The 5257-nt window shown below is 65.1% G+C and carries 9 protein-coding genes; all 9 read right to left on the reverse strand.

What is annotated here, in order from left to right:
- Positions 1-291 (reverse strand): PAAR domain-containing protein (locus tag AC1DSN_RS17890; RefSeq protein ID WP_477331988.1); only part of this gene is annotated, 291 nt, incomplete at its 3' end.
- A gap of 14 nt (positions 292-305) precedes the next feature.
- Positions 306-935 (reverse strand): phage baseplate assembly protein V, encoded by a 630-nt coding sequence (locus tag AC1DSN_RS17895; protein WP_197478504.1) that lies wholly within the window; start codon positions 933-935, stop codon positions 306-308.
- A 13-nt stretch (positions 936-948) separates the two neighbouring features.
- The gene (locus AC1DSN_RS17900; protein ID WP_477296277.1) at positions 949-2001 is read right to left on the reverse strand and encodes a phage late control D family protein; all 1053 of its coding nucleotides are present in this window, start codon (positions 1999-2001) and stop codon (positions 949-951) included.
- 1 nt (position 2002) lies between these two features.
- On the reverse strand, positions 2003-2647 hold the full coding sequence (locus AC1DSN_RS17905; RefSeq protein ID WP_477331990.1) for a CIS tube protein: 645 nt from the start codon (positions 2645-2647) through the stop codon (positions 2003-2005).
- A complete protein-coding gene (locus AC1DSN_RS17910; protein ID WP_477331992.1) occupies positions 2647-3924 on the reverse strand; it encodes a hypothetical protein in 1278 nt (425 codons plus the stop codon). Before AC1DSN_RS17910 ends, AC1DSN_RS17905 begins: the two co-directional genes overlap by 1 nt.
- Positions 3924-4454, reverse strand: a complete 531-nt coding sequence (locus AC1DSN_RS17915) for a phage tail protein (protein ID WP_213947397.1) — start codon at positions 4452-4454, stop codon at positions 3924-3926. Before AC1DSN_RS17915 ends, AC1DSN_RS17910 begins: the two co-directional genes overlap by 1 nt.
- 1 nt (position 4455) lies before the next feature.
- Entirely contained in the window at positions 4456-4608 is a 153-nt protein-coding gene (locus tag AC1DSN_RS17920; RefSeq protein ID WP_331709629.1) for a DUF6760 family protein, read from the reverse strand.
- Positions 4605-4979, reverse strand: a complete 375-nt coding sequence (locus tag AC1DSN_RS17925; RefSeq protein WP_063572550.1) for a hypothetical protein — start codon at positions 4977-4979, stop codon at positions 4605-4607. Before AC1DSN_RS17925 ends, AC1DSN_RS17920 begins: the two co-directional genes overlap by 4 nt.
- Positions 4980-4992: 13 nt before the next feature.
- Positions 4993-5257, reverse strand: a 265-nt coding sequence (locus tag AC1DSN_RS17930; RefSeq protein ID WP_477331994.1) for a phage tail protein, incomplete at its 5' end; no start/stop codon positions are given.

Below are 5257 nucleotides of genomic sequence, written 5' to 3' on the forward strand. Positions count from 1 at the left end.
GTTGATGCGCACGGTGGCGCTGGCCATGATCACGCGCCCGAGGTTGGTCGGCGGCACCTGGAACGGACCACCCTGCGGTACGTGTGGCGGCATGTTCTGCGCGATTGAGCCCAGCAGTGCGGCGCCTCGTCCGTTGATGCGCACGTTCATGCTGACGTTGGTCTGGATGCGCCCATTGAACGGGCACGGCTGTGGCGTCGGCACCGGACCGCCCGGCGAGGGGATCAGTACGATGTGGATGTCACCGGCGTTGACGATGCTGTCGCCCATGCGCGCTGCTGGCTTGCCCATCGGTCGTTCTCCCGTCAGTTGATTTCGACCATGGCGGCGTTGAGCTTCATGCTCTGCCCGCCATTCGCCTGCAGGCCGTTCGCGCCCAGTTCCAGCTTCACCGAGCCGGCCGTGTTCTGCAGCACCACGTTGGCGGCCTTGAGTGTCAGCGTGCCGCCGGCCGTGACGGTCACATCGCCCTTGGTCTCCACAACAATGCGCTGGTTGGCGGTGTCGATCTGGACCTTGTTCTGCTTCTCGTCGATCAGGGTCAGCTGGCCGTTCTCGCTGTCGTCCAGCAGCAGTTGCTTGCCCTTGGCCGTGCGGATGACGCGAACGTCCTGCTGCACGGCCGCACCCTCTACCGGCGGTTTGATCCCGCCGTTCCAGAGGAAGCCCAGCACGAAGGGCTGGTTGATATCGCCATCGGCGAATGCCACCAGTGCCGACTGGCCCACGGCAGGCAGGAAGAAAGCGCCGTAGCCGGGGCCGGCGAAGCCGCTCATCACCTGCAGCCAGCCCGACTCCAGCCGCTGGCCGTCGACCAGGAAGCTGACCGTGACGCGGCCCAGCCCCTGCGGGTCGTCGGTCTTCTCCACCATCGCCACGGTGACGCCACCGAGCATGGCGCCGGGCAAGGCCTGCGGCATTGAAAGATCGTCCATCAATGGGTTTTCCTCACGCGCCGGTCCGGCGCAATTGCAGTGTGGTGCGATAGCCAGTCGCGTCGTCGTAGTGGTGGCGGCTCGAGCGTACGTAATAGATGCCGTCAAAGCGCCGGCTCAGGCCGGTAAGGCGCACGTTCACTCCCGCGTTGAGGTCCGGATCACCTTCCAGTTCCAGCTCGCCCTCGATGAAGCGATCGAGGTTCTGCATGTATTCGGCGTCTGCACGCGACTGCAGCGCCTGTACCTTGGTGAGGCTCGGGTCGGTGATTTTGATGGCGGCGTCGGGAAACGCCCCGATGAAGTCGAAGCCCGATTCGCTGCCACCCATGCGGGCACGCACCGTGTTCGGGTTACTGCGCGCGCTGATCGGCTTGTTGGTGGCGGGATCGAAGCCGAGCACTTGCACCGTGCTGCCCTCAGTGGGCACACGCAGACGGAGGTCGACGCGACGGATGTCTCGCGGAAAAGCCAGCGACTTCACCGGTGACAAGCCCTCGGCGCTGGGACGGAACACGACCGTGGTCCCGTCCACCACCAGCTCATGGTTGATCAGCGCACAACGTCCCAGCAGGAAGTGATAGTTGTTCTGCTGCCGCTGCCACACGGTTTCATTGAGCATGACCGGCGGCCCGGGGGTGCTCAGGTCGACGCGCGCGGCGTCTGCTACCTTCCTGGCGATGCGGTTTTCATCTATCCCGCTGTAGATCTCGGAGTGGTTACCGAAGCGAAGCTTCGCCATCGCATCGAAGCCGCTGACCGTGGCCGCGGAGTACTCGGCGAAATTGGGTTCGATCGCGTAGATCTGCCCGGTGAGCACGGTGCGTGGCTGACCCAGGCCCATCTGCACGCCGACCTGGTCGCCCGGCTTGAACATATCCAGATCCGCGCCCTGCCAATTGCCCAGTTGCGACAGCATGCTGAACGTGAAGTTGAACATACCCGGCACGTTGATCTCGTTCGATACCTCGACCGAACTGATCGCCGCCTGCATCGACAGCGGCAGGGGCTGCCGGTTGAGYAACAGCCGGAAGGCGCCGGTTTCCGCTTGGGCACTGACGGCCATCTCACACCCTCGCCGGCGGCGTATAGGACTCGCCGTGTACGTCGACGATCACCAGGGTGCGACCGATGTCCGCACGCGTCGGGAAGTTCAGGGGATCGTCGATCCCGTTGGCATYGGCGATCAGTCGCCACAGCGCAGGGTCGCCGAGCGTGTGCTGGGCCACCAGGTAGAGGCGGTCATTCTCGCCCACCGTCCAGAACTGACGGCAGTTGTAGTAGCCGCGCGCAGCCAGGTCCTGTTGCACGGTGAGGACGGACTTGAAGGTGACGTTGAGCTCGGCACGCACCGGCACGCCCGATTCCAGGAACATGGTGAACTTCTGTTCCAGCCGCACGATGATGCCGGTAAACAGCGCCCCGGCCCAGGAGAACACGACCGTCGGCGGTTCCTTGCGCATGCCCGTGCCGACCGTGGGCTGGGTCAGCGCGGCAATGCGGTTGGTGTAAAGCCGCACGTCAGTGCGCTTGTCGTAGGTATCGAAAAACAGATTGACCGTAAGGTCATCATCGTTGACCCGCTGGAACTGGATGTTCGAGCCCTCGCCCTGCACGACCACCGATTTGTTGAGCGACAACTCGGTGGGGTTGTACATCACCGGGATGGTCTCGGCGGTGGGCCGCACGATGATTTTGGCCTTCTCCAGCATCACAGCCCCCGACGATAGCGTTCGAGACCCTGGCGCCCGGCGATCGCGCCGGCCACCCGGTCGGTCAGTTCACGCAGCACGCGCGGTGCAAGCACGGCCTGTTCGAGTTGGCCACGCCAGGGCGCGTTCTGCGCGAGCTCCTGCGTGACCTGGCGCACCACCTGCTGTTGTAGCTGGCTGGTCTGGCGCTTTGCATCGGGTAACGCGGCGCGTGGTGTACGGCGGAACGTGAGCGTGGTGGAGGGTGTACTGGCATAACTGCGCGGCATCGACGGGGATGTTGCCGCTTGGGTGATGGCCGTGTCGATCGGGTGGAAGGCGGAGAGACGGGCGGCCGCCCGCTCGCGCGGTGTGTCCGGTGTGCCCGGACGAGGTCCCGTGGCAGCTGACATCGCTACCGTGCGATGGCGCGCCAAGGCCAGGAAGTACGTCATGCGCGGCAAGGCATTCGCAGAAGCCTGGCGCGCAGCGGTTGTCCGGGGCGTTGCACCTTTTCCGCGCAACGATGGGGCGTGCCGGTCACGCAGACGCATCCAGGGTCGTGTCGTGGGTCGATGCGAGGGTGCCGTGCTGCCGGGCCGTCCTGTCGGGATATTCTTCGAGAGATCGTCGATCGGCCGCGACGTGTGCCGCCTCGCGGCCACAATGCGCTGCGCCGCGGTGCTCGCGTCGATGGCCGATCGCATTGGCGTCTTGGGCCCACCGCGCAAGCCGGGCGCATCACGCCGGGACGAGGCCCTCCGTCCGTCGACCGACGGTACTTGCCTGTCCTTCAGCTCCCGGACGAATCGCTGTGTGCCGGTCAGGACCTGTGACAACGCCRGCGTGTGCAGTACGTCGTGGCGCTGGTTCCCGCGCACCAACGCCGACTGCCCTTGATCCGGTGCTCGCAACAGATGCAAGATCCCATCGCCGGTAGCGAGCGACCGTGCCGTACGCGAACCGTGCACGCCGCGCGCAACGATGCGGCGCTCCGCGTGATGCCCTCGGCTTGCGACGAACTCGCGCGCAGTGATCATGCACACCAGGTACGCGTGAAGCGAAGTCGCGCGCGCAGCGCGTGCTTCGGCCATGAGCAGCCGTACGGTGAGCCGGTTGTCGATCCGCATCGCGGCGGACGTCCGAGACGCCGTCAGATAAAGCAGCCGGACGCCACCCGACATGCCGAACAGCATCCGGTGCGTGCGCAAGCGTAAGCGCGACGGTGGCAGCGCGTCACGCGCCGGTCGGCGGACGGCACGCGATAGCGCACGACCCAGGGCGTTGCGCTGGTGCATCAGAGCGCGCCACCCACGGCCGAAGCGACACCCACCGCAGCCGAGTACGCCATCGCCGCGCGACTCTTGCGCACGCCTTCGTGAGCGAGCACGAAGCGCTGCGTCGCCACCAGGGTTTGTCCGGCATCCAGCGCCGGTCCCTGCCACTCAATCGGCCACGCGTTGTAGAAGTCGTACCAGACCGTGGGCAAGCCCACGTCGTTGAGCATGTAGATCGAACCGTTACGGCGCTTGATGGTGCCCTGCAGGGTGGATTGGTACCACAGCCACATCGGGTCGAGCGCGGTCAGCCCCGACTCCAGCACGAGATCGCTGTAACCGACCTGCCCGCCCAGCTTATAGGCACGGTCGTTGACGCCACCCTCGCGGATGGTCACCACTTCCATCTTCGAGTCCATCCCGCGTACCGAGGTGAAGCCGCCGACCAGTATGCCCTCCACCTCCACGAAGAAGTTATAGGACTTGAACGGGTCCAGATGCAGTCCCGCGCGATTGGCCACGGCGGCTGCCGCGTTGATGCCCAATGCCATCTCATGTCTCCAGATCGAGGCTGCGCCGCGGCTCGTCCGCGCTCATGGCCTGGTTGATGCGGCTGATGTGCTCACAGAAGCGACGGCGTTCCTTGTGCTCCAGCGCCAACACGTCGTCCAGCGACCAGTGAAAGTGGTACGCGACGAACGCTATCTCGGCGTAGAGCTGATCGGGTGCAGCCGCGCCGCCTGCCCTTTTCCCGCGGAAGCGGCCACCTCGTCGTCCGCGCCGTCCATCTGGTTGATGCGGTTGTAGAGGTCCTGCAGGTACGCGAAGTCCGCCGAGAACAGTTCCTCGATGACGTGCGTGCTGATCATCTCCAGAGTGCCCAGCCGGGTCACCACGCGCGACAGCACGATGATCGACAGGTAGGCGGGATTGGCCTGCACGCGGTGGTCCTTCAGCGGCAGGATCTCGTCGCCGGCGGTAGCCAGGCGCATCACGCCCTGGCGATGCAGGTTGCCGTCACCGTCGCGGTAGCCGATAGGCAGGGTGAACTCGACTTCGGTACTGATCACGCTCACGTTGCTTCCCCTGTCACTTGATGCGGTTGATGTAATCCATGGCCAGTTCAAGCGTCTCCACCAGCACCTCGGTGGAGGACGCGTTGAGCCCCGTGGTGTCGTACTTCACCGGCCAGGCGTTGATGATGTTCCAACGGGCGCCCTCGGCACCGGCCGTATCCATCAGGATCAGCGAGATGTTCTTGCGCGCGCCCGGACTGCCGGAGCCGAGCTGGGACACCTGCTGCTGCCAGTTGTACAGGTCCAAGGTGGTGGTCAGCCCCTTCTTGAGGTTGAGG

The organism is Luteibacter sp. P4_D7_3 (assembly GCF_056401735.1).

Coding starts and splice junctions, on each gene's coding strand:
- AC1DSN_RS17915 (WP_213947397.1), bottom strand. CDS start 4,454: ATGGCATTGGGCATCAACGCGGCAGCCGCCGTGGCCAATCGCGCGGGA.
- AC1DSN_RS17895 (WP_197478504.1), bottom strand. CDS start 935: ATGGACGATCTTTCAATGCCGCAGGCCTTGCCCGGCGCCATGCTCGGT.